The organism is Paraburkholderia elongata, from assembly GCF_013177735.1.
Lineage (GTDB): Bacteria > Pseudomonadota > Gammaproteobacteria > Burkholderiales > Burkholderiaceae > Paraburkholderia > Paraburkholderia elongata.
Window position 1 is genome coordinate 38775 of record NZ_WOEZ01000187.1, and the last position, 23022, is coordinate 61796.

Consider the following 23022-nt stretch of genomic DNA (forward strand, 5'->3'; position numbering starts at 1 on the left):
GGGCGGCTGCCGCCGCACCCCGTCATTTTCCTTCTAGCTGTCTCAGATCGGACCCTCGGTCCCCATCAATCTTCATGCAGGTATATCTCGCGTCAAACGGGACCGCGTGCAGCCGGTTCACGTCTGACGTTCGGGTTTTCTTACTGCGATGCGTTGATGGCTGACGGGCTCTTGCGTAACTCCATACGGATTACGTAGGAAGTCTGAAAGAAGCGTGTACGGGAATTCTGGAAATTGTAATTTTAGGAATTATTGGATAGTGGGGATGGAATGCTCCTTATAGGGCGCTTGTGATTAAACCAAGTAAAACCAATAAGGATGACTATGAAAAACAGGAAAATTACTGAGAGTCAAACGGGCATGGCGGCTCGCCTGCTGGCCGCATTCATGCTGCTTATAGTCGCGTTTGGCGCCAACGCGGCAGATTACATGCAATGTATGCAGGCATATCAGAAGTCTCTCGGGACGCCCGGGACCCCGACCTGCGCTATCCAGGTGGCCGGCACGACACCTATGTCGAGGGGCGCAGACGATCCGTACAGCAGCATGAATTACTATAACTGTCCCAATGCTTCGGACTGGATAAAGGACTATTGCGGTGGCGCACCGGTTCCCCCTTCTCCAGAAGGTTCGTGCCCGGTGGCGGACCCGGTATTGCCGGCGGAGGGCATCGTCACACTTTCCGAGACTGATTTTGCGAGCGGCGATGCGCTCCCACTCGTCTTTGGGCGCACGTATCTTTCGAGGCTTTATGACACCTCGCAGATAGCGATGGGCCGCAACTGGGTCAACAACTGGCAGCGCAGGATTGATCTGACGGCGGTTAATGCGAGCACGCCGCAAATCGTTGTTTATCGGGGTAACCAGCAACCGCTGACATTCAAGTGGAACGGTAAGGCGTGGGCCATGCTGGGAAATCGCGGGCTCTCCCTGACGAAAGATGGCGCTGGATACTACTACCTGAAAGACGACCTGCTCGGTACAACGGAAGCGTATTCGGGCAACGGCAATCTCTATTCCGAGACAACCCGCACGGGTATGCTCCGCAAGTTTCTGTTTGACTCCAGACAGCGGATGGTGCAGATCAACCAGTGGCCGGTCGATCAGATAGGACCGAACGGATTCAAGATCAATCTTCAGTATGACGATAGCGATCGCATCGTTGGCATGGTAGATCCCTTGGGCAAGGTCACGCAGTATGCGTACGACGTAAAAGGTAATCTTGCTTCGGTAACCCATCCAGACGGATCCATTCGTCAATATTTGTACGAAGATGCACGCTTCCCCAAGGCGTTGACGGGCGTAAAGGACGAATCCGGATCAAGGATAGCGACGTGGACTTACGATGCCAATGCACGCGTGATATCGGTCAGCCATCCCGACACGACGCGTAATACATCGCTTAACTATGGTTCCGGCAAGACGACACTCAGCGACATGTACGGCACGAGCACGTACAGTTTCAGTTTCCCGGACGCCTGGCGTCCTGGTTCAATCGTTACGCCAGCCGGAACGATATCGCGCAAGTGGGATATCGCAGGGAATCTGACGCAGAGAACGACTCCAGAAGGCGATACGCAGTACACGTGGGACAGCGCCAATCGGCCAACGAAGGCGATTGCAACGGTCGCTGGGAAGAAGACGGTAATAACGATTGAGTACAACGATGCCAGCTCGCTGCGTCCGAATCTGGTTGCTACACCGGGCAAGATCCGCGCGTTCATTTATGACTCGAGCGGCAACGTCACGGGCTACGCAGAACGGGAAACGACGGACCTGACAGGCGAACAGGGGCTGCAGGCGGTCGGGACGGGGAGCCAACTGACGGTCGGCGCACGCTACGACAATGCGGGCCGTCTTCTGTCGGCCACGACATCCCAGAATGGCGCGAAGATTGAAGATTGGACCTACACGTACGACGCAAGGGGCAACATCGCAACGACGCGGGATGCCGTGTCGGGTTGGTCGATGCGAACGCTTAGCCGTGACGCCGCGAATCGTGCAACAGCTATAGCAGGCAATAGCGGTCAGGCGGACATCAGTTACGACGAGCGCGGGCGCGTATCTGTTTTTCGGTACGACGAGAAGGCAGGTGTGGTCAACGGCGGACTCGCCCGCAAACTGGTGGTCCGGTATGGCTATGCTGCGAACGGCACGGTGTCGACGCGTACAGCGGCGGTGGCAACGAATGGCGGCGTTCAGCAGCCGATCAGCGATGCTGAACTGGGTGTGTGGCTCACCAACTGGGCGTTGGGTAACGATCCTGTTTCGCCACCTGCCAACCTCACAGGTCTTCAGTCTGACTCCAAGGCTTTCGTTCCAAGCCTCTGCGTTGAATGTTACATGGCCTGGAAAGCCAAGTTGACGGGGAAGCTTTTTGGTAGTGAACTGAGCGAACCGCTGCCGAAGTGGGGCGAGACAACGGAGCTGATGCTGAGCGATCAGTTGCAGGTTCCTTATCCTGCTCTTGTGCCGGACCTGACGGATTCTGCGAAGAGATCGATGCTTTATAGCGCTCTCTTTGGGACCGGAAGTGGTGATGGTGGAATGGTAAAGTGCGGTGGCAGGGAAAGTCGCGAGAGTGAATGCTTCGCGCGGTATGAAAACGATTTGGATCTGTGCGATCTGCTTGGTGGCCCAATGGGTGGCCCAATGGGTGGCCCGAAAGGTGGCCCGCGGGCCCGCGCGTTGTGCAAAGAGAACGCATTCCAGAGGTATCAACAGTGCAGAGGGTTTTGATGGCCAAACATTCGCCGTATTCCGTGGTTCTGACCTACAACGAAGATCTGCAACAGTTAATCGTTCACGCCATTGATCCAAACAGGCTGGCCCTGCTCATGGCTGAAGCACTCGAAATGCCGATCCTGCTGGACGAATACGATTTCAAGCTTGACGATGAATTCGCACGACGGCTTGGAGTCGCAATGCTCAATCTGATTGGGGCAGGTCAACCTAACATCAAACGATACATGACCGTCACGCAAGAGCCTATCGACAAGCCGTAGAGGGTATCGATGACTAGTTTTTCGCCGTGTTCCGTGGTTGTAACCTACGACGAAGATCGTCAACAGTTGATTTTGCAATCAGTTGCCCCAACCCGGCTGGCCCCACTCTTGGCTAGAGCAGTTGAAATGCCGATCCTGCTAGACGAATTCGATTTCAGGCTTGATGACGAATTCGCGCAAGGGCTTGGCGCGACCATGCTGAATCTGATTGCGCTTGGTCAGCCGGGCATCAAGCAATATATGAGCGTGACACAACGGCCGGATGACAGACCGTCAGAAGAGTAATTGGCCAGAGGTTAAGTGGTATGACCGACTGACGTTTGGCCATTGCACTGAGGGGGCGCGAACGGGCCTGATGGGGCCCGTGGGAAAAGCGCGAACTGCTCTCTTGTCAACACCGTCCGGCGGCGCGGATTGCGCGCCGCCGGAGATCTCTAGGGCGAATGCTTTGCGCAGTATGAAGCTCAATCGAAATGTGCAATGCGATTGCTCTCCACATGGGCGACGCGCGGGCAGATCCGCTGTGTAAGCAGAGGGCATTCAAAAATCTATCAAGAGTGCAGGCGGTATTGATGGTTAGGCATACGCCTTATTCCGTGATTGTGACCTATGTCGAAGATTGCCAACAGTTGATTGTGCAAGCTGTTGAACCAGCCAAGTTGACCACGCTCGTGGCCGGAAAACTCGAAATGCCAATCTTGTTGGACGAGTACGATTTCAAGCTTGACGACGAATTCGCGCGACGGCTTGGAGTCGCAATGCTCAATTTGATTGCGCTGGGCCAGCCTAACATCGAGAAATACATGAACGTCACGCAGCAGCCAATCGAGGACTAGCAGGACAACGAGATAGCGAGCCTCAAGGTAAGTGACTTGAAGCTACCACGAAGGATGGGCAGAGGACGACCCATTGCCTATTCGTATATCAACAGTGCAGAGGGTATTGATGGCTAAGCATCCGCCGTATTCCGTGGTTCTGACATATATCGAAGATCGTCAGAAGTTTGCCGTGCAGGCTATTGATCGAGCCAGATTGGCACCGGTCATGGCCGGGACGCTCAAGGCACCGATTTTGCTGGACGAGCACAATTTCAGCCTTGACGACGCGTTCGCGCGACGGCTTGGAGCCGCGATGCTTAGTCTGATTGCGCTGGGTCAGCCGGACATCAAGCAATACTTGAGCGTTACACAACGGCCAATCGACGAGCTGTCAGGACAGTAGGGTACGGAGGGTATCGATGACTAAATTTCCGTCATGTTCTGTGGTAGTAACTTACGACGAAGATCGTCAATGGTTGATTGTGCAATCTGTTTCACGGGCTAGGGTGGCCCCAGTTCTGGCTGGAGAACTCGAAGTGCCGGTCCTGCTGGACGAATTCGATTTCAGGATTGACGACGAATTTGTTCGTCGGTTTGGTGGTGGCGTGCTTAATCTGATTGCGCTGGGGCAGCCGGAGATCAAGCAATACATGACCTTTACGCAGCATCCAATCGACAGGCCGCCAGAAGAGTAATTGGCCAGAGGGTTGAGCGCCATGACCGACCGACGTTTGGTCATGGCGCCGAGGGGACAGGAACCAGCCCGGTGAGGCCTGTGGGAAAAGTGCGAACTGTCCTCTTATCACCACCGTCCGTCGGCGCGGGCCGCGCGCCAACGGAGACCTCCAGAGCGAATGCTTCGCGCAGTATGAAGCTCAAATCGAAATGCGCAATGCGATTGCTTTCCGCAAGGGCGGCGCGCGGGCCGTCGCACTGTGTAAACAGAGCGCATTCCAAATCTATCAAGAGTGCAGAGGGTATTAATGGCTAATCATCCGCCGTATTCCATGGTTTTGACCTACACCGAAGATCCTAAGCAGTTGATCATGCAAGCTGTAAATTCAGCCAGGCTGGCCCCGGTCGTGCGCGGAATTATGGAAGTGCCGTTTTTTCTGGACGATGAAGAGTTCAAGTTTGACGACGAATTAGCACGACAACTTGGAGTTGCAATGCTCAATACGATTGCATTGGGCCGACCGGACATCAAACAACACCTGAACGTCACGCCGCACCCAATCGACAAGCCGAACAGTGCAGAGGGTATTGATGGCGATTGATCCCCCGCGTTCCGTGGTTCTGAACTATGACCAGGGCAGTCAACGGTTGAACGTGCAATTGGTCGAGCCAGCCAGGCTGGTCCCGATCTTGACTGGAATATTCGCAGTACCGATCCTGCTAGACGAATTCGATTTCAGGCTTGACGACGAGTTCGCGCGTCGGCTTGGCGTCGCAATGCTCAATGCGATTGCGCTGGGTCAGCCTGACATCAAGCAATACATGACCGTCTCGCAAGAGCCAATTGACCGGCCGTCAGCACAGTAAATGGCTAACGGTTGAGTGCCATAACCGACCGACGCTCTGTCATGGCGCAGGGCGGACCCGAGGCGCGGCGCATCCCAGCCCCCTCTCCAGACAAACCCTGATTGCTGCGGTGAATCCGCCACTGCTATCGTTCGCTGGTCATTGTGGAAGCGCTTCCACATCTGCTGTCAAGCAGGTTCCGCGTAACTTCTACATCGAGTTTCGCCGTACCCGGTTCAACGACCTCAGCGCAGGAGAATCCGTGGCAAACGACGCATCCGCTGTATCCGACGCTCTATCCCCTGCAATTTCCAACGACCCGCTCGCCGACCCCTTCACCCCGCCCGCTGACTCCGCGCTGTGGCGCAAAAACTTCCTGCTTGGCGCCGCCACGGCTTCGTATCAGATCGAAGGCGCGGTGGATGAAGACGGCCGCCTGCCTTCGATCTGGGACACCTTCTCGGCGACGCCCGGCAAGGTGCTGGCCGGCGACACCGGCGCCGTTGCCTGCGATCACTATCACCGGTGGGAAGCGGACGTCGACATGCTGGCCTCGCTCGGCCTCGAAGGCTATCGGCTCTCGATTGCATGGCCGCGCGTGATGGACGCGGCAGGCGTGCCTAATCGCAAAGGGCTCGACTTCTACAAGCGCCTCCTGAACCGCCTGAAAGAGAAGGGCATCACGACCTTCGTGACGCTCTATCACTGGGACTTGCCGCAGCATCTGGAAGATCGCGGCGGCTGGCTCAATCGCGACACCGCTTACCGTTTCGCCGACTACGCCGACCTGATGAGCCGCGAACTTGCCGGCACGGTCGACGCATGGGCGACGCTCAACGAACCGTGGTGCTCGGCGTATCTCGGCTACGGCAACGGCCACCACGCGCCGGGCCTCGCCGACGGACGCTTTGCGACGCAGGCGATGCATCATCTGCTACTCGCGCACGGTCTCGCGGTGCCGGTATTGCGCGCCAACGATCCCGCTTCGCAGAAAGGTATCGTCGCCAACATTGGCCGAGGCACGGCCAATAGTGGCAGCGCGGCGGATCAGCGCGCGGCGCATCTGTTCGAAGTCCAGCACAATGCGTGGATTCTCGATCCGCTGCTCAAGGGTGCGTATCCGCAGGACCTGTTCGAGTTGTGGCCGGGAACCGAGCCGCTGGTGCTCGACGGCGACATGCAGACTATTTCCGCGCCGCTCGATTTTCTCGGCATCAACTATTACTTCCGCACCAACGTTGCGAGCGACGGCGCGCATGGATTCCGGGACGTGCCGCTCGCAGGCGTCGAGCGCACGCAGATGGGCTGGGAGGTGTATCCCGATGGCTTGCGCGATCTGGTGACCGGTTTCAAGAGGACGTATCACAACCTGCCGCCGATTTACATCACCGAAAACGGTATGGCCTCGGACGATCAGGTGACCGACGGTCATGTGGAGGATACGCAGCGCATCTCGTTCCTCAAGCGCCATCTCGCGGCGGTCGATCAGGCGATCAAGGCCGGCGTGGATATTCGCGGCTATTTTCTGTGGTCGTTGATGGATAACTTCGAGTGGGCGTTTGGGTATGAGCGTCGCTTTGGTGTCGTACATGTCGATTACAGTACGCAGAAGCGTACGATCAAGCGCAGCGCGGAGTGGGTGGCGAAGTTTTTGAAGGAGCGTAAGGCACGGGTTTAAGGCACAGGTCTAACGGCAGGTGGAGCTGGTTTGTATGTCGACTTGAAACACGGGCGCAAAGCCTGGCGCAACTATCGTGCATGGGACCAGAGTAAGCGCTAAAGCGCTAACTCTGGTCGACAGGAGACGGAATGAACAGCAGAAAAATGGTCTTAAGAGGCGTGGTTGCGGCACTGGCGTTGTATGGCGTCGTCGCGCAGGCGGAGCCCTTGAAAGCCAACGTGATTCACTGGTGGACCTCGGGCGGCGAATCGGCCGCGATTCGCCAGTTTGCCGATGCATATAACAAGGCCGGTGGCCTTTGGATCGACAATGCAGTGGCCGGCGCCGATCAGGCGCGCTCCACCGCGATTAACCGGATCGTCGGCGGCGATCCACCCACCGCTGCGCAGTTCAATACGTCGAGGCAATTTCACGACCTGATCGACCAGGGCCTGCTGAACAACGTCGACGACGTTGCCGCGAAAGAGAACTGGAACAACGTGTTCCCGCAGTCGATCATCGACAGCATCAAGGTGAAGGGTCATTACTACGCCGCGCCGGTCGATATTCACATGCCGGCCTGGTTCTTCTACTCGAAGCCGGTGTTCCAGAAGGCCGGCATTGCCGCCGAGCCGAAGAGCTATGACGAATTCATCGCCGATCTCGGCAAGCTGAAGGCCGCGGGCGTGATCCCGCTCGCGCTCGGTGGTCAGCCGTGGCAGGAAAAGATCACGTTCGACGCGGTATTCGCCGACGTCGGCGGTCCCGATCTTTATCTGAAGGTGTACCGCGATCGCGACATGAACGCGGTCAAGTCGGATGCGTTCAAGAAGGTGCTCGCGTCGTTCAAGCGCTTGCATGATTTCGTCGATCCGGGCTCGCCTGGCCGCAACTGGAACGATGCCACCGCGCTGGTGATTTCCGGCAAGGCGGGCGTGCAGATCATGGGCGACTGGGCCAAGGGTGAATTCTCGGCGGCCAACCAGAGTGCCGGCAAGGACTTCGGCTGCTTCCCGGGTTTCGGTCCGCACTCGCCGTATCTGGTCGCGGGTGATGTGTTCGTGTTCCCGAAAACCGACAACGCCAACGCGATCAAGGCGCAAAATCTGCTTGCCACGGTGATGACCTCGCCGGCCGCGCAAGTTGCATTCAGCGCGAAGAAAGGCTCGATTCCGATTCGTCCCGATGTGGACGCCAGCAGTCTCGACATCTGCGCGAAGGAGGGCATGGCGATCATGAAGGACAAGTCGCGTCAGTTGCCGAATCCGGAAATGCTGCTCTCGCCTGACACACAGGGCGCGTTGATCGACGTCATCACGAACTTCTGGAACAAGAACCAGTCGGTCGACGACGCGCAGAAGGCGTTTGCCAGTGCGTTGAAGAGCTAGGCGCTCACCATGCACGCGCTCAAGTTGCAAGCCACCGATTCCAAGCCTCGCAAAAGGCCCTTGAAAAAGCCGCTAAGAAAGCGTTTGCCGATAGCGGCATGGGTGGCGTTGCTGCCGATGGTCCTGACCGTCGTGTTCGCGTATCTCGGCACGATGGTCTGGACCGCGCGCGTGTCCCTCAGCAACTCGCGTACGTTTCCTTCCGGCGACTTCGCGGGTCTCACGCAATACACGCGGCTGTTTAACAACGACCGCTGGTTGCTCTCGCTGCAAAACATCGTGATCTACGGCGCGTGCTTCATTATTGCGTGCATGGTGATCGGTTTGTTGCTGGCGATTTTCATCGATCAGCGCGTGGTGGCCGAAGGCGCGTTGCGCACGGTGTTTCTCTATCCGTACGCAATGTCGTTTGTCGCAACCGGTTTGGTCTGGCAGTGGATTCTGAATCCTGAGTTGGGTGCGCAGGCCGTGTTGCACAAGCTTGGTTTCGTGCATGCACGCTTCGACTGGATCGTCGATCAGGACTGGGTGATCTACACGATCGTCATCGCGACGGTATGGCAGGCATCCGGCCTCGTGATGGCGCTGCTGCTGGCCGGCCTGCGCGGTATCGACGACGAACTGTGGAAAGCCGCGCGTATCGACGGGATTCCGCGTTGGCGCGTGTATGCGAGCATCGTCGTGCCGATGCTCGGGCCTTCCATGTCCACCGCCTTCGTGCTGCTCTTTGTGATGGTCGTGAAACTCTACGACGCCGTAGTCGCCATGACGCAAGGCGGCCCAGGCACGGCGAGCGAAGTGCCGGCGAAGTTCATCATGGATTACCTGTTCGGCCGCGCGAATATCGGCCTCGCGTCGGCAGCGTCGATCGTGTTGCTGGCAACGGTGCTGGCGATTCTCGCGCCGTTCTTCTATGCCCGCAGCCGCGCTGCGTTGCGCAAGGAGGTGTGATGAACACGCTCAGCCCTCCGCTGAAAGGCGGCACGCCGAGCCGTAGCCGCCGGCGCCGCCGGGCTTTTACGCCCGCACGTCTCGGTGTCTACGCGTTTCTGCTCACGGCCGCGTTGTTCTTCCTGCTGCCGTTGTACGTGATGCTCGTCACGTCGGTCAAACCGATGAGCGAGATTCGCCTCGGCAATCTGCTCGCTTTCCCCACGCATTTCACACTTGATGCATGGAGCGCCGCGTGGCAATCCGCCTGTACGGGGCTCGATTGCAATGGCATTCAGGTCGGCTTCTGGAATTCGGTGCGTATCGTCGTGCCCAGTACGATCTTCTCGATCGTGATTGGCGCGGTGAACGGCTACGCGTTGTCGTTCTGGCGGCCGCGCGGGGCCGGACTGCTGTTCGGCGTGCTGCTGATGGGCGCCTTTATTCCCGTGCAGGTGATGGTCTATCCGCTCGTGCGCGTGCTCGCGAGCGTGCATCTGTTCAGTTCGCTGCCGGGCATCGTGGTGATCCATACCATCTTCGGCATGCCGGTGATGACGCTGCTGTTTCGCAACTATTACGCGTCGATCCCGCAGGAGTTGTTCAAGGCGGCGCGCATCGACGGCGGCGGTTTCTGGCGTATCTTTTTGCAACTGATGCTGCCCATGTCCACGCCGATCATCGTCGTCGCGGTCATCATGCAGGTGACGAACATTTGGAACGACTTCATTCTCGGCCTGGTGTTCGCCGGCACGAAAAACCTGCCGATGACGGTGCAATTGAACAACATCATCAATACGACGACCGGCGAGCGGCTCTATAACGTCAATATGGCGGCGACCATTCTCACCTCCATGGTGCCACTTGCGGTCTACTTCATTTCGGGCCGCTGGTTTGTGCGCGGCATTGCGTCCGGCGCCGTCAAGGGGTAGGTCAAGGGATAAGGGATGGCAAACCTGGTGAATGGGGCAAATGCGTTGACAAATGCGGGGGTAAACGACGTGGCAAATGCGATGCCAAACGCGGCAGCAGATGCGGCAGACGTGGCGAACCTCGGCAACGCGGCGGATGCGGCCGGTCTGTCGAATCCGGCCAACGTATCGGTGCGCAATCTGAAGATCCAGCTGGGCGCGAATACGGTGATCGAGAATCTCGATCTCGACGTGCGAGCCGGTGAGTTCGTCGTGTTGCTCGGGCCATCGGGTTGCGGCAAATCCACTTTGCTGCATAGCATTGCGGGCTTGATCGACGTGACCGACGGCAGCATCGAAATCGCCGGCGAAGACATGACCTGGGCCGACCCGAAAGATCGCCGTATCGCGCTGGTGTTTCAGTCGTATGCGTTGTATCCGACCATGAGTGTCGAGCGCAATCTGTCGTTTGCGTTGCGCATCAACGGCACGCCGAAGGCGGAAATCGAACGGCGCGTGGCGCGCGCGTCCGAGATGCTGCAACTCGGCCCGCTGCTCAAGCGCAAGCCGGGCAACTGTCGGGCGGGCAGCGCCAGCGCGTCGCGCTCGGACGCGCAATGGTGCGCCAGCCCGCGGTCTTTCTGATGGACGAACCGCTGTCGAACCTCGATGCGGCGCTGCGCGTGTCGATGCGCGCGAGCATCAAGGCACTGCATCAGTCGATGCAGACGACCTTCGTGTACGTGACGCACGATCAGGCCGAAGCGCTGACGCTCGCCGACCGCATCGTCGTGATGCGCCAGGGCGTCGTGCAGCAGATCGGCTCGCCCGACGACATCTACGAGCGGCCTGCCAATAAATTCGTCGCCAATTTCCTCGGTAGCCCGCCGATCAACTTTATCGACGGCGTGCTGATGCAAGGCGACCATGGTTTGCATTTTCGCAGCGGCGATCTTTCGCTCGCCCTCGATGAAGAGACACAGCGCCTGCTCGCAGGATGCAGTGGCCGGGCAGTGTCGGCCGGTATTCGTGCCGAGGACATCGACGAGCATGGCGACTCGACCGATTGTTCACTGACAGGCGACATCGCCTCGTTGCTGCCGGTCGGCTCCGATCAGTTTATCGGCCTGCACTGTTTGGGGCAGTCGATGTTTTTTCGTGTTGGCAAGGAGCGTTCCTGCAAGGTCGGTGAACGCGTGTCCCTGTCGATCAACCGCCGCCGTCTGCACCTTTTCGATCAGGCGAGCGGCGTGAACCTGAAGGCGCAGAACGCATGAAACCCGCGGTATTTTCGTATCACCGGCCTCACACGCTTGAAGATGCGCTGTCGCTGCTCGCGCTGCACGGCTTCGACGCCAAAGTCATCGCGGGAGGGCAAAGCCTCGCGCCGATGATGAACATGCGCTTTGCGCAGCCGGCGCATCTGATCGACCTCAACGCGTTGCCGCAACTCAGCGGCGTGACGCTTGCGGGTGAGTCGCTATCCATTGGCGCGATGACGCGCCATCACGAGGTGGCCACCAACAGCACGGTGCGCGCCGCTTGCCCGCTGCTCGCGGAAGCGGCCGCAACCATTGGGCACTACGCGATCCGCCAGCGCGGCACGCTTGGGGGCAGCCTTGCGCATGCGGATCCTGCTGCGCAAATGCCGCTCATCGCGAGCACGCTGGGCGCTTGCATCGAGATTGACGGACCGGACGGCAGCCGTGAGGTGCCGGCCACAGAGTTCCTGATTGCGGTGATGACGACCGATCTCGCCGCTGAAGAAATCATTCGAGCCGTGCATTTCCCGGTTGCACGCCCGGGCGAGCGGCACGCATTTGAAGTCTTTAGCAGGCGGCACGGCGACTTCGCGATTGCGGCTTGCGCACTCACCGCCGTGCTCGACGGCAACAGATTCTCCAGGCTGCGCATTGGCCTTGGCGGCGTGGCGGACGTCCCGCTTGTGCTGGACGAACTCGCTGCAGGCTTCACCGGCGCTCCGGTCGATGCGCCGACGCTTGCTGCAATCGCCGACGCGGTGGCCGGCGCTATCGATCCGTACGATCAACCGGACATCAGCGCCGCTTACCGGCGCGATCTCGTCAAGGCGCTCACGGCGCGCGCGTTGCAACGCGCGACGCAGTCGGCCAACACGACCTCGAAGTGAGTCATGGAAAAGAAAGCAATTTATCTCAGTGTGAACGGCACCCGTCACGAAGTGCATTGCGAGCCTCGCAAGCTCCTTTCCGATGCGCTTCGTGAAGACTGCCGTCTGACCGGCACGCACGTCGGCTGCGAGCACGGCGTATGCGGCGCATGCACCGTGCTGATCGACGGCCGTCCGGCGCGCTCGTGCCTCGCGTACGCTGTTCAGATGGACGAAGTGCAGATCACCACGATCGAAGCTGTCGCGCAGGACGGCCGCCTCTCTCCGCTGCAGCAGGCGATGCACGAATGTCATGGTCTGCAGTGCGGATTTTGCACGCCCGGCATCGTGATGACCTTCGAGGCTTATCTGCGCGAGCACCCAAGCCCATCTGAGGCCGAGGTGCGCGAGACGCTTTCCGGCAACCTGTGCCGTTGCACCGGGTACCAGAATATCGTGCGGGCGATCCTGCGCGCGGCCGCGCGGATGCGTGGGGAGAGCGCCGATGTCTGAGCAGGCGTTTCGCTATCTCAACAAGGCGGTGCCGCGCACCGAAGACTATCGCCTGCTGACGGGCTATGGCCGCTATCTCGACGACATCGAAATCGCGGGCGCGCTGCACGTGAGCTTCGTGCGCTCGCCGCATGCACATGCGCGGATCGTTTCAGTGGATACCGCCGCGGCTGCCGGCATGCCCGGTGTCGTGACAGTCGTCACCGGACGGGAGCTGGCGCAGTGGACCACGCCGATGCGTGTCGCCGCGCCAGTCGAGGGCTTGTTGCCGGTCGAGTTCCCGACGATGCCGACCGACATCGTGCGCTTTCAGGGCGATCTTGTAGCGTGTGTGGTTGCCACGGACCGGTACCTCGCGGAAGATGCGGCGGAGCAGGTAATGGTCGAGTTCGAGCCGTTGCCAGTGGTGACCGATATGTGGCAGGCGCTCGAAGCCGATGCTGCGCAAGTCGACCCCGGGGTGCCCGGCAACCTGGTGTCGCACCAGACGTACTCGAACGGCGACCCGCAGAGCGTGAGCAAGCACGCTTACCGCGTGGTCGAGGCGACCTTCCAGCAGCAGCGGCAGACCCATGTGCCCATCGAGACGCGCGGTTGCGCAGCAGTCTGGGACGCCGGGCGCGACCACCTGACGTTCCACATCGGAACCCAGGTGCCGCATCCTTTGCGCACTCAGCTCGCGCAACGGCTCAGGCTCAGCGAGTCGCAAGTGACGGTGATTTCGCCTGATGTCGGCGGGGCGTTCGGTCAGAAAATCGCCTTGTACCGCGAAGAGCTGACCGTCGCTGCACTCGCGCGTCATCTGAAGCGGCCGGTGCGCTGGCGTGAAGACCGTCTCGAGAACCTGACCGCAGCGGCCAATTCGCGCGAAGACTTCTGCCGCACGCGCGCCGCAGTGGATGAGCACGGCACGCTGCTCGCGCTCGATCTGGAGATCCGCGAAGACTTCGGCGCGTATTGCTTCTTTCCGGCGAACTACCTCGCACGCGTCGTCGCGATGGTGTTGAGCGGACCGTACCGGCTGCAGAACTACGCGTTCGACGTGAAGGTCGTGCTCAGTCACAAATGCGGCAATGCACCCATGCGCGCGCCGATGTCGATCACCAGCTGGGTCATGGAAGGCACGATGGAAGCCATTGCGCGCGAACTGAAGCTGGACCCGGTCGAAGTACGCCGCCGCAATCTGTTGACGCCGGAAGAACTGCCGTACCGCACGGCCACCGGCGAATTGCTGGCGGACATCACGCCGTCGCAGACCTTTGAGGCGGTGCTGGCGGCCTTCGACTACGACGCCTTTCGCGGACGCCAGCAGGCGGCGCGGGCGGCCGGCCGCTATCTTGGGCTTGGCCTGTGCAATGTGGTTGAGCCGACGACGTACGGTTCGCGCTTTTATAAATCGGCCGGCATTCCGGGTTCGGGACACGAGGCAAGCTGGATCCGTATCGAGCCGAGTGGTGTCGTGAACGCGTCGGTGGGTCTCGGACCCAGCGGACAGGGCTATGAAAGCGCGATGGCCAATGCGGTGGCCGAAGGCCTGGGTGTGCATCCGTCGAGCGTGCGTATTCATCTGGGCCACACCGATATCGCGCCATACGGGATGGGCAGTCGCGGCGCCCGCAGCGGCACGGCGGGCGGCGGCGCGCTTTATTTGTGCGCGCTCGATGCGCGCCGCAAGGTGCTCGCAATTGCCGCCGGTCGTCTCGACCTGCCCGATAGCGACTCGCTTCGCCTTGTCGATGCGCGCGTCGAGCGCCGTAGCGGCGACGCGTGGGTCGACGCGGGTCTAACGCTCGCCGACGTGGCGCGGAGTGCCTATATGGATCCTACTTCGCTGCCGCAGGGCCTCACGCCTGGCCTCGAGTTTCACCTGACCTACGATCCGCCGCCGATGACCTACTCGAATTCGACGCACGGATGCGAGATCGAGCTGGACGTGGCCACTGGTGCGATCCATTTTGTGCGCTACGTGATCGCCGAAGACTGCGGCACGCTGCTCAATCCCACCGTGGTGACAGGGCAGCAACATGGCGCAGTGGCGATGGGATTGTCCGGCGCGTTGTTCGAGCATACGCGCTACGACGAAACGGGACAGAACGTGACCGGCTCGCTTGCGGACTACCTGATCGCCACTTCGACCGAATTACCCAATTTCGAGATCATCCCGTTGCATACGCCGAGCCGCGCGACAGCGGCGGGCATCAAAGGGATGGCCGAAGGCGGTGTGATGGGCGCGCTCGGCGCTTTGACCAACGCCGTGAACGACGCGCTAGCGCCATTCGGCGTGGTCGCCGACCGTCATCCTTTGACTCCCATGCTGTTGCGCGACCTGTTGCGCGACAAACTCTGACCGGATCAGACAATCATGAATCAATCTGCAAGCAAACCTGCTATCGGCTTTATCGGCCTCGGCATGATGGGCGCCTCGATGGCGGCGCGACTCGCCGCAGCCGGCTATCCGCTGCACGTCTATAACCGTACGCGTGCGAAGGCCGAGCCGCTCATCGAGGCGGGCGCATCCTGGCACGCTACCCCGAAGGCGCTCGCTGAAGCATCCGACGTGGTCATCACGATCGTCGGCATGCCCGACGACGTGCGCGCGCTGTACCTCGGCGACAACGGTCTGATCATGAACGCGCGGCGCGATGCCGTGCTGATCGACATGACGACCTCAAGCCCGCAACTGGCCGAAGAGCTAGCCGCGCACGCTGCAGCCAGCGGCGTGCACATGCTGGACGCGCCGGTTTCGGGCGGCGATGTTGGCGCGCGCGAGGGGCGGCTGTCCATCATGGTGGGCGGCGCGGCCGATGTGCTCGCACGCGTCGAGCCGATGCTGCGCTGCCTCGGCACGAACATCGTGCTGCAAGGCGGACCGGGCGCGGGTCAGCACACCAAGCTGTGCAATCAGATCGTGATCGCATCGACGATGCTGGGCGTGTGCGAAGGCCTGGCCTATGCGCACAGCGCTGGACTGGATGCGCAGACCGTATTGAGCGCGATCGGCGGCGGCGCGGCTGGCGGCTTTCAGTTGAATAACATGGGGCCGCGCATCGCGAAAGGCGATTTCGCACCCGGCTTCTTTATCGAGCATTTCATCAAGGATATGCGGATTGCGCATGAGGAAGCCGCTCACATGGGACGTGAGTTGCCGGGTCTGGATCTGGTGCGCAGCCTTTATCAGAAGCTCGCTGAGCAAGGCTTTACGCGCAACGGCACCCAGGCGCTGTTCAAACTCTACGAGTGCTGAGGAACGGCAATGAAGCTAGCTGATCAATGCATTCTCCCCGCGCGGCCCGAGGCCGTTTGGCGTGCGCTGAACGATCCTGCCGTGCTCGAGGCGTGTCTGCCCGGGTGTAAATCGCTCGCGATGCTGGACGAGCGGCATTTTGAGTCAACCGTGCAGATCCGCGTGGGTCCGGTGGCGGCGACCTTCAAGAGCAATGTGGAGTTGTCGGATCTCGATCCGCCCAAGGCTTACACGATTGTCGGCACGGGCAACGCGGGCGCGGTTGGCTTTGCCAAGGTCACGGCGCGCGTGCAGCTCGAACCGCAAGCCGAGGCCACCGTACTCATGTACGACGCGGATGTCGAAATCGGCGGAAAGCTAATGAGCGTGGGATCCCGCCTGATTCAGTCCGCGGCGGGCAAGAATCTCGACGCCTTCTTCGGCGCGCTGAAGGCGCACATCGAACAAGAGGCGGCGCCCGTGGACTCTATGCAAGTCATCGAGCCGGCGCCGCAGACACAGCCCGACGACGCGCCACTGACCGGCGGCGTGCAACGTCAGGCGCACGGCGAGACGAAGCTGTCCACCGTCACGCCCAAACCTGGCCCGACACCGGGTCTGCGGGTCTGGCTGGTCGGTGCAGGTTCGGGTCTGCTCGGTTTGCTGGTGGGATTTTTGATTGGGCACGTGGCCTGACGGTCCGCGTTGCGATGGTGGTTTTCATTCGACAGGAATTCTCGTGAGCAAAAAAATAGTTGTCCTAATGGCGCTGACCTGCCTTGCAGAGGCAGCTCAGGCGCAAAGCAGCGTGACCCTGTACGGCGTCGCGGACGATGGCATTACCTACACCAACAATCAGGGCGGACATGCCAATTACCAGACCTTCAGCGGTGGTCTGGGCGGAAGCAAGTTCGGCCTGCTGGGCAGCGAGGATCTAGGCGGTGGCACGAGTGCAATCTTCCAGCTCGAGAGCGGCTATGACCTGAACAGCGGCAAGCTCGGCTATAACGGCCGGTTGTTCGGCCGTCAGTCATTTGTGGGCTTGTCCGGCGACTACGGCAGCGTGCGCCTCGGGCGGCAGTATGACTTCATGGTGACCAATCTGCAGTCGCTGACGTCTGCGCAACTGTTCGGCGGGTCGCTGTCGTCGCATGCGGGTGACGTCGACGGAATCTGGGGCACGTATCCCGTCAGCAACTCGGTCAAGTATGTGAGCCCGACGTATCACGGCATCACGGCGGGCGCGCTCTATAGCTTTGGCGGCGTGGCGGGTTCGGTCGGCGCGTCGCGGCAGTACGGCTTCGGCCTGAGCTATGCGAACGGTCCGCTGAAGCTGGCGGCCGCCTATCTCTACGTGAACAATCCGGCGGTGACGCGTTTTGACGGCACCACGGGGGCGACAGCCGGTGGGGCGTTTACGAACCCGGTGACGAACCCGATCTACAGTGGCTACGCCACCGCGCACAGCATGCAGACCCTCGGCGTGGGCGGCAACTATCAGTTCGGTGCGACGACGCTAGGCGCGCTTTACACCGACACGCGCTTTAACAACGCAGTCGCGACAAACAGCACCACGTTCCAGGGTTCGGCAACGCTCGATTCGTACGAAGCATTCATCAGCCATCGCTTTACGCCGGCAGTCATGGTCGGTCTCACGTACGACTACACGTCCTCGCCGCGCGCGCATTACAACCAGGTGGCAGCGGGTTCCGAGTACTCATTTTCCAAACGCACTTTCACCTATCTGATCGTCGCCTGGCAACGCGCGAGCGGGATCGATTCGACGGGACATACGGCGGTGGCGGATCTGACGTACCTGTCGCCCTCGTCGACGCCAAATCAGGTCGCCGTGCGTTTGGGCATCCGACACAGCTTCTAACTTGCAGTGGAGTACAGGTTTGCCGTGCGGCGTGACAGCGTGCTCGGTGGCCATCGTTTGTGAGCGTTTGAATTGCAACAGGAGGCAATCATGTTGGTGGAAATGCGTACGTACCAGATTACGGCAGGAAAGGTGGGTGAGTTTCTGCAAATCTACGAGCGCGAGGGGCTCGCGATCATCAGTCAGTACGCACGGCTCAAGGGCTGCTGGACTAAAGACTCGGGCACGTTGAATTCGGTCGTGTTCTGCTGGGGCTATGACGACTACGCGCATCGCGCGGCGCAGCGCGCGAAGCTCGCCGCCGATCCGCATTGGCAAGCCTTCACGCCTCGCATCCTGCCGTACCTGGTGCATCAGGAATCGGTGTTCCTCGCGCCCGCGCCGTTTTGCCCGGCTGATTGAAGCAGCAGAAGTGGTGAAGTTCTCTGACCGCAGGACGTGCAACGGTGCTTGCCGCGCCGCGGTCTGCTTTTGAGGTAATCAATGATTGAAGCTGATTTGGTCGACAAGATGGTGACGTGGCGTCGTGCACTGCATGCGCACCCCGAGACCGCATTCGAAGAAGTCTCGACGGCACGGCTGGTGGCATCGGCGCTGCGCGACTACGGTTTTGAAGTGACCGAGGGCGTCGGCAAAACCGGTGTGGTCGGCACGCTGCGAAGGGGGAGCGGTCCTGCACTCGGATTGCGTGCGGATATGGATGCGCTGCCGATGGTCGAGTACAACGAATTCGAGCACCGTTCGCAACACCGCGGAAAAATGCACGCGTGCGGTCACGACGGTCACACCGCGATGCTGCTGGGCGCCGCTGCTTCGTTAAGCCGCGATACCGGTTGGCACGGTACGGTGCACGTGATCTTCCAGCCCGCCGAAGAGGTGGCGGGCGGCGGGCGCGTAATGGTCGAAGACCGACTGTTCGAGCGCTTCCCTTGTGACGCGGTATTCGGTCTGCACAACTGGCCCGGCTTGCCGCTCGGCCATTTCGCGATCAACCGTGGCCCGATGATGGCCTCGTTCGATACTTTCGAGATTCTGGTGGACGGCAAAGGCTCGCATGCCGCGATGCCGGAAGAGGGGATCGATGCGCTGGTCTGCGCGAGCCATGTCGTGATCGCGCTGCAGACTATCGTGAGTCGGCGCATCTCGCCGAAGGAAGCGTGCGTGGTGAGCGTCACGCAGATTCATGGCGGCGAGGCATGGAATGTGTTGCCCGATCGCGCCGTGATTCGCGGCACCGTACGCTGCTTCGATGCCAATGTGCAGGAGCGTGTACGGAGCTTGCTGGATGAAATCGGCACGCTGACCGCGCAGGCGCATGGCGCGAAAGCGACGCTGTCTTACCGCTACGGCTATCCGGCAACGATCAATGCGCCGGCCGAAGCCGACGTCGCGCTCGATGCTGCGCGCGCGACCGTCGGCGCGGCGAAGGTGACGTTGGGCTGTAAGCCGTCGATGGCCTCGGAAGACTTCGCGTTCATGGCGCAGGCCAAGCCGGGTGCCTATGTCTGGATGGGCGTCGACGGACCCGAGCCTGGCGCTCCGCTTCACAACCCGCACTACGACTTCAACGACGACGCATTGGCTACGGGTGCGTCGTATTGGGTGAACGTCGTGAAGGCGTTTGGCGCTGCGCGCGTATGAAGCCTCGTGGCTGTCCTGTGCGACTGCGTGGTCTGTAAGGGCCTCGCGGCGCCGACCCCTTAAGACACTATGACTTCCCGTGAGGCAGAGGCTGGCGCGCCTGCTGCGACGCGGTTTCGATCGTCACTTCGCCGTGCAGCAGGAACGTTGCCAATTCCGGCGCGCCCGGTTGAGCATCGGTCACCAGGGTCCAGTCTCGCTCGAGTGGTGTCCAGTGCTGCTGGCTCGCGCGATCCAGTTTGTGCGACGTCACCAGCACGAAGATGTTGGCCGACTGCCTGATGATGCATTCCTTCAGATAGGCCTGCTCGGCGGTCGCCTCACAGAGCCCACGGCCGGCGACTACGCCGTCCGCGCCCAGAAAGGCTTTGTCGACGGATAGGCGGTTCAACGCGATCTGCGCGAGCGGCCCGAGTGTGCTCATGCTCGAAGGCCGTAGGTCGCCGCCGATCAGTGTGACCGGCACGTCACTCGATGCAAGCAGGCCGATTGCCAGCAGGTTGTTAGTGACCACGCGAATGTCGCGGCGGCCGGCCAGCAGCCGGGCCAGTGCGGCGGTGGTGGTGCCGCCGTCGAGAAAAATGGTGTCGCCGTCCTGAACGTGGCTCACCGCCGCCTGCGCGATCGCATCCTTTTGCTCGCGGAAGCTTTCGCGCCGCAGATCGAGCGACTCCTCGGGTTCGTGAATCCCGACCGAGGCGGCCGCGCCCCCGTACGTGCGCACGATGAGCCGTTCGTCGGCGAGCGCGCGCAGGTCGCGACGCACGGTTGCTTCGGACATGCCGAAATGCTCGCACAGGGCGCCTACGTCGTTCATGCCGGACAGGACAGCCTTCAGCATCGCCTCGCGGCGGTTCGTAACTTTCATGGTGTAGAGGGTAAGGGGTCGTCCGAATGGTGCGCGCAATAGAAAGGAAAGGCGTCAACGGGCGTAAGTGTAATCAAACCAGTTGCCGGGGCAACGCCGCGGGCGGGGCGCGCCGCACCCGCGGCGTCGTCACGGTATGCAAGTGTTTTAGCCTATTTTGATCGATTCGATCAATTTCGGCGCGCGTTCCGCCTGGAACGGCTTATTGCGGCAAATTTATTAACCCTACGACCTGCAAGTGATCGGATTGCGCATAGTCGGTTCGTCACGTACACTCTGAATGATCGAATCAATCAATTCATATGATTGTATCGATCATTTTCAAACAGGAGACAATGATGACCCAACTTCCTATCAAGCGCGCGATCGAACGCGTTCCGGGCGGGATGATGATCGTCCCGCTGCTGTTCGGCGCATTGATCGCCACCTTCTTGCCGGACATGCCAAAGTTCTTCGGCTCGTTCACGAATGCGCTGTTTACCGGCGCGTTGCCGATTCTCGCCGTGTTCTATGTGTGCATGGGCTCGTCGATCGATGTAAAGGCGACGCCCTATCTGCTCAAGAAGGGCGGGGCGCTGTTCGCGGCGAAGGTTGGGTCGGCGATTCTGGTGGGTGTCGTGTTGGGCCACTTTTTGGGCGAGCAGCCGGTTTCGTCCGGGCTGTTCGCGGGAATGTCGACGCTGGCGGTGGTCGCCGCGATGAACGACACGAACGGCGGCCTGTACATGGCGTTGATGGGTCAATATGGCAAGTCTGAAGACGTCGGTGCTTACACGATCATGTCGCTCGAATCCGGCCCGTTCCTTACAATGGTCACGCTCGGCGTGGCCGGGCTGTCGGCGTTTCCGTGGCAGACGCTGGTCGGCAGCATCCTGCCGCTCGCGGCCGGCATGCTGCTCGGCAATCTGGACCGTGAGATGCGCAGCTTTCTTGGCCGCGCTGTGCCTGTGATGATTCCGTTTTTCGCCTTGGCGCTGGGCGCGAGCCTCGACCTGCACAAAGTATGGCAGGCCGGCTTGCTCGGCATGGGCCTCGGCGTCGCGGTGGTGATCGTGACGGGCATCCCCCTCTATCTGACCGATCGCCTGACCGGCGGCACGGGTGTCGCAGGCGTGGCGGCAGCCAACACGGCAGGCAACGGAGCGGCTGTGCCGGCGCTGATTGCGGCGGCCAACCCGGTCTATGCAGAGGCCGCGAAAAGCGCGACCTTGCTGGTCGCCTCATGCGTCGTCGTGACTGCGATCGTGTCGCCGATCCTCACTGCGGCCGTCGCAAAGCGGGCCGGCAAGCGTGCCGACGCCAGCCGCGCTGCTGCATTGGGGGCGACCCGGTGAGCAACACGAGCATTCTGATCATCGCCGACGACCTGTCCGGCGCGGCCGATTGCGCGATTGCGTTTGCGGGCGCGGGGCGCAGTACGGCGGTCACGCTGAATGCGTCGCGCGCGATGGGCGCGGCGGAGGTGATCGCGGTGGACACCGACACGCGCCGCATGTCCCCGGCCGAAGCAGCCCGCTGCACCCGCGCCGCGTGGCTGGCGCAGCGCGCGCCGGGGCGACGTCTGTACAAGAAAATCGATTCGACCTTGCGCGGCAACTGGGCCGCGGAAGTGGCCGCGTTGCAGCCGCTCGCGGGCCTAGCCATCGTCGCCACGGCCTTTCCTGCAACCGGGCGCACCGTGCGTGAGGGCCGCGTATTCGTGCGCGGCGTGCCGCTCGAAAACACGGAAACGTGGAAGCTCGAACATGCCGCGCGTTCCGCAGACCTCAACGCCATGGTCGAGGCGGTCGGTTTGCGCACCGCACCGCTGGGTGTCGGCGCGCTGCGTGGCGATCCCGCAGCGTTGCGCGATGCCATTACCGCGGTGGCGAGCAGCGGCGCACAGGCGCTCATCGTCGACGCTGAAACGGATGCGGATTTGAGGGCTCTCGCGCAGGCGACGGCGTTCATGGACGAAGCTCTGTTCTGGGTCGGCTCAGGCGGTCTGGCTCGCGAACTGGCGTCGTTGAGCAACCTGTTCGAGGTTGCCACGGAAGCAGCACAAGACGCGTCGCCAAAGTCGGTGCAGCAGAGAAGCGCGATCCTGATTCTGGTGGGCAGTCTGTCGGCCGTCTCGGAACAGCAATGCGCGATGCTGCGCGAGCGTGCGGCCGTTGGCGAGCTGATCGTGCCGCCGGTCGTGCTGCGCGCGGGCGAGCCTCATCCGGAGTGGGCGGCCTGGCAAGCGCGCGTCGGAGGACATCTGAGCGAGTACACCGATTTGCTGGTGAGAATTGGTCGCGACGATCTGTTCGATCCCGCCGAGGGCGCCCAATTGTCGGCAGCGCTCGCTTCGCTCGTCGCACCGTTTTTCACGCATCTGAGCGGCTTGATCGCGACTGGCGGCGAAACCGCGCGCGCGATGCTCGGTACAGGCGGTATCGACAGCCTGCAATTGCTTTCGGAAATCGAGCCGGGCGTGGCGGTGGGCCGCCCGCACGGCAACCCGCGCCTCACCGTCGTCACCAAAGCCGGCGCCTTTGGCAGCGAGCACGCGC

General features: G+C 61.1%; 24 protein-coding genes and 1 pseudogene. 24 read left to right on the forward strand and 1 reads right to left on the reverse strand.

Annotated features, from left to right (window positions below; all coding sequences use genetic code 11):
• The first annotated feature begins 324 nt into the window (after window positions 1-324).
• The 22 genes and pseudogenes from GNZ13_RS32930 to GNZ13_RS33030 all read left to right on the forward strand — a co-directional run bounded on the left by GNZ13_RS32930 (window position 325) and on the right by GNZ13_RS33030 (window position 19617).
• Window positions 325-2739, forward strand: a complete 2415-nt coding sequence (locus tag GNZ13_RS32930) for a DUF6531 domain-containing protein (protein ID WP_172165635.1) — start codon at window positions 325-327, stop codon at window positions 2737-2739.
• Window positions 2739-3005, forward strand: coding sequence for a hypothetical protein (locus GNZ13_RS32935; protein ID WP_172165632.1), 267 nt, complete (start codon window positions 2739-2741; stop codon window positions 3003-3005). The genes GNZ13_RS32930 and GNZ13_RS32935 overlap by 1 nt, the downstream gene beginning before the upstream one ends.
• Before the next feature lie 9 nt (window positions 3006-3014).
• Window positions 3015-3290, forward strand: coding sequence for a hypothetical protein (locus GNZ13_RS32940; protein ID WP_172165629.1), 276 nt, complete (start codon window positions 3015-3017; stop codon window positions 3288-3290).
• A 188-nt stretch (window positions 3291-3478) separates the two neighbouring features.
• A complete protein-coding gene (locus GNZ13_RS32945; protein ID WP_407945635.1) occupies window positions 3479-3841 on the forward strand; it encodes a hypothetical protein in 363 nt (120 codons plus the stop codon).
• A gap of 109 nt (window positions 3842-3950) precedes the next feature.
• On the forward strand, window positions 3951-4226 hold the full coding sequence (locus GNZ13_RS32950) for a hypothetical protein (protein ID WP_172165626.1): 276 nt from the start codon (window positions 3951-3953) through the stop codon (window positions 4224-4226).
• Between the two features lie 16 nt (window positions 4227-4242).
• On the forward strand, window positions 4243-4518 hold the full coding sequence (locus tag GNZ13_RS32955; RefSeq protein ID WP_172165623.1) for a hypothetical protein: 276 nt from the start codon (window positions 4243-4245) through the stop codon (window positions 4516-4518).
• Between the two features lie 288 nt (window positions 4519-4806).
• Window positions 4807-5100, forward strand: coding sequence for a hypothetical protein (locus GNZ13_RS32960; protein WP_172165620.1), 294 nt, complete (start codon window positions 4807-4809; stop codon window positions 5098-5100).
• Window positions 5090-5365, forward strand: coding sequence for a hypothetical protein (locus GNZ13_RS32965; protein WP_172165617.1), 276 nt, complete (start codon window positions 5090-5092; stop codon window positions 5363-5365). The genes GNZ13_RS32960 and GNZ13_RS32965 overlap by 11 nt, the downstream gene beginning before the upstream one ends.
• A gap of 241 nt (window positions 5366-5606) precedes the next feature.
• Window positions 5607-7022, forward strand: coding sequence for a GH1 family beta-glucosidase (locus GNZ13_RS32970; protein ID WP_172165614.1), 1416 nt, complete (start codon window positions 5607-5609; stop codon window positions 7020-7022).
• A 131-nt stretch (window positions 7023-7153) separates the two neighbouring features.
• Window positions 7154-8392 carry an ABC transporter substrate-binding protein gene (locus GNZ13_RS32975; RefSeq protein ID WP_172165611.1) on the forward strand — a complete coding sequence of 413 codons (1239 nt, stop codon included), beginning with the start codon at window positions 7154-7156 and terminating at the stop codon, window positions 8390-8392.
• A 9-nt stretch (window positions 8393-8401) separates the two neighbouring features.
• Window positions 8402-9343: a carbohydrate ABC transporter permease gene (locus GNZ13_RS32980; RefSeq protein WP_172165608.1), complete on the forward strand. Its 942-nt coding sequence runs from the start codon at window positions 8402-8404 to the stop codon at window positions 9341-9343.
• Window positions 9343-10254, forward strand: coding sequence for a carbohydrate ABC transporter permease (locus GNZ13_RS32985; protein WP_172165605.1), 912 nt, complete (start codon window positions 9343-9345; stop codon window positions 10252-10254). The genes GNZ13_RS32980 and GNZ13_RS32985 overlap by 1 nt, the downstream gene beginning before the upstream one ends.
• An 81-nt stretch (window positions 10255-10335) precedes the next feature.
• A pseudogene (locus tag GNZ13_RS54425) lies at window positions 10336-10832 on the forward strand (ATP-binding cassette domain-containing protein); the annotation flags it as partial.
• Between the two features lie 18 nt (window positions 10833-10850).
• Complete coding sequence (locus tag GNZ13_RS54430) at window positions 10851-11510, forward strand: ABC transporter ATP-binding protein (protein WP_407945679.1); 660 nt, start codon at window positions 10851-10853, stop codon at window positions 11508-11510.
• On the forward strand, window positions 11507-12382 hold the full coding sequence (locus tag GNZ13_RS32995) for an FAD binding domain-containing protein (protein ID WP_172172348.1): 876 nt from the start codon (window positions 11507-11509) through the stop codon (window positions 12380-12382). Before GNZ13_RS54430 ends, GNZ13_RS32995 begins: the two co-directional genes overlap by 4 nt.
• Window positions 12383-12385: 3 nt before the next feature.
• Window positions 12386-12874 carry a (2Fe-2S)-binding protein gene (locus tag GNZ13_RS33000; RefSeq protein WP_172172350.1) on the forward strand — a complete coding sequence of 163 codons (489 nt, stop codon included), beginning with the start codon at window positions 12386-12388 and terminating at the stop codon, window positions 12872-12874.
• A complete protein-coding gene (locus GNZ13_RS33005; RefSeq protein WP_172172352.1) occupies window positions 12867-15221 on the forward strand; it encodes a xanthine dehydrogenase family protein molybdopterin-binding subunit in 2355 nt (784 codons plus the stop codon). Before GNZ13_RS33000 ends, GNZ13_RS33005 begins: the two co-directional genes overlap by 8 nt.
• A gap of 15 nt (window positions 15222-15236) precedes the next feature.
• Window positions 15237-16118 (forward strand): NAD(P)-dependent oxidoreductase, encoded by an 882-nt coding sequence (locus GNZ13_RS33010; RefSeq protein WP_172172354.1) that lies wholly within the window; start codon window positions 15237-15239, stop codon window positions 16116-16118.
• A gap of 9 nt (window positions 16119-16127) precedes the next feature.
• The gene (locus tag GNZ13_RS33015; RefSeq protein WP_172172356.1) at window positions 16128-16793 is read left to right on the forward strand and encodes an SRPBCC family protein; all 666 of its coding nucleotides are present in this window, start codon (window positions 16128-16130) and stop codon (window positions 16791-16793) included.
• A 43-nt stretch (window positions 16794-16836) separates the two neighbouring features.
• The gene (locus GNZ13_RS33020) at window positions 16837-17976 is read left to right on the forward strand and encodes a porin (RefSeq protein WP_328807334.1); all 1140 of its coding nucleotides are present in this window, start codon (window positions 16837-16839) and stop codon (window positions 17974-17976) included.
• Window positions 17977-18066: 90 nt separating this feature from the next.
• Window positions 18067-18378 carry an NIPSNAP family protein gene (locus tag GNZ13_RS33025; RefSeq protein ID WP_172172358.1) on the forward strand — a complete coding sequence of 104 codons (312 nt, stop codon included), beginning with the start codon at window positions 18067-18069 and terminating at the stop codon, window positions 18376-18378.
• Window positions 18379-18459: 81 nt separating this feature from the next.
• The gene (locus GNZ13_RS33030; protein WP_172172360.1) at window positions 18460-19617 is read left to right on the forward strand and encodes a M20 aminoacylase family protein; all 1158 of its coding nucleotides are present in this window, start codon (window positions 18460-18462) and stop codon (window positions 19615-19617) included.
• 67 nt (window positions 19618-19684) lie between these two features.
• On the opposite strand, the gene GNZ13_RS33035 is transcribed toward GNZ13_RS33030, so the two are convergent.
• Complete coding sequence (locus GNZ13_RS33035) at window positions 19685-20485, reverse strand: DeoR/GlpR family DNA-binding transcription regulator (RefSeq protein ID WP_172172362.1); 801 nt, start codon at window positions 20483-20485, stop codon at window positions 19685-19687.
• Between the two features lie 338 nt (window positions 20486-20823).
• Between GNZ13_RS33035 and GNZ13_RS33040 the strand changes: the two genes are divergently transcribed.
• Both GNZ13_RS33040 and GNZ13_RS33045 read left to right on the forward strand, forming a co-directional pair.
• Window positions 20824-21819 (forward strand): 2-keto-3-deoxygluconate permease, encoded by a 996-nt coding sequence (locus GNZ13_RS33040; protein WP_172172364.1) that lies wholly within the window; start codon window positions 20824-20826, stop codon window positions 21817-21819.
• On the forward strand, window positions 21816-23022 hold a 1207-nt coding region (locus tag GNZ13_RS33045; protein WP_328807335.1), incomplete at its 3' end, for a four-carbon acid sugar kinase family protein. The genes GNZ13_RS33040 and GNZ13_RS33045, both read left to right, overlap by 4 nt.